The sequence below is a fragment of the Pseudoalteromonas sp. SK18 genome (assembly GCF_001974855.1).
GTDB lineage: Bacteria > Pseudomonadota > Gammaproteobacteria > Enterobacterales > Alteromonadaceae > Pseudoalteromonas.
Genome location: NZ_MTQB01000060.1, coordinates 1 through 1,309 on the forward strand (window position 1 = coordinate 1; position 1,309 = coordinate 1,309).

Below are 1,309 nucleotides of genomic sequence, written 5' to 3' on the forward strand. Positions count from 1 at the left end.
TGAATCGCCCCGTGTTTGCCAGAGACTCAATAACTTGAGAAACTGGAACTATGAAAAAATCAAATCGCTATACATCAGAATTTCGTGAACGTGCAATTAGGCTTGTTACCACACAACAGCATGAATACCCTTCTCTTTGGGCTGCGCTAGTATCGATTTCAGATAAACTGGGATGTACCCCAGAAACACTTAGAGCATGGGTCAAGAAATCTCAAGCTCAACCGTCTAAACCCTCTTCTAATACGCAATCAACTGAAGAACGCCTTGCCGTCTTAGAGCGCGAGAATAAAGAGCTCAAGCGAACGAATGATATCCTGAGGCAAGCTGCCGCTTTTTTCGCCCAAGCGGAGCTCGACCGCAAACAGAAGTAATAGTGGATTTTATTGATGCTTGCAGAGAGCATTACGGTGTCGAGTCAATTTGCAAGGAATTGCCGATTGCACCATCAACGTATTATTCTCATAAACAGATACAAAGAGAGCCTGAGCGACTGTCTAACCGCAAAAAGCGTGATGCTGAGCTGATAATACTCATTCGCGAAGTGTGGGAGGATAATATGTCAGTTTATGGTGCAAGAAAAATATGGAAGCAGCTACAGCTTGACGACCATCAAGTCGCCCGCTGTACAGTCGAACGATTGATGCGAGTTATGGGAATTCAAGGTGTTCGTCGGGGTAAAGCACATAAGACAACGATACCTGACGAGCAACAAGATAAGCCACTTGATTTAGTTAATCGTCAATTTACTGCTGAGCAGCCAAATCAACTTTGGGTAGCTGACATCACCTATGTTGCCACATGGAGTGGGTTTGTTTATGTCGCTTTCGTGATAGATGTTTTTTCACGATACATTGTAGGTTGGCGTGTATCAACGACAATGCACACAGAGCTTATTCTTGATGCGTTAGAGCAAGCTATTTGGCATCGTGGCAACCCCGAAGGGTTAATTCACCACAGCGACAGAGGCAGCCAATATTTGTCTATACGATACACTGAGCGACTTGCTGAAGCTGGAATTCAAGCGTCTGTAGGCAGTGTGGGTGACTCTTATGACAATGCATTGGCTGAAACAATAAATGGATTATTTAAAACAGAGATTATTCGCAGAAATGGCCCGTGGAAGAATGTTGATGCTGTTGAATACGCAACGTTAGAGTGGGTCAATTGGTTTAATAATCAACGCTTATTATCTTCAATTGGGTATATTTCACCAGCTCAATATGAAACAGACTACTATGATAATTTAAACGAGTCAGGTAAAGTGGCCTGACTTAAACAAACTGGTCTCCGATGAACTCGGGGCGATTCA

General features: G+C 43.4%; 1 protein-coding gene and 1 other annotated feature. The gene reads left to right on the plus strand.

The window, feature by feature from the left end; translation table 11 throughout:
* Positions 1–50: 50 nt before the first annotated feature.
* A protein-coding gene (locus tag BW139_RS18105; protein WP_223230517.1) for an IS3 family transposase occupies positions 51–1,270 on the plus strand; the annotation gives its coding sequence in 2 pieces (ribosomal slippage) (positions 51–339 and positions 339–1,270; 1,221 coding nt in all).
* Positions 329–445 (plus strand) — a sequence feature (AL1L pseudoknot). Its footprint overlaps the gene before it by 117 nt.
* Positions 1,271–1,309: the final 39 nt, after the last annotated feature.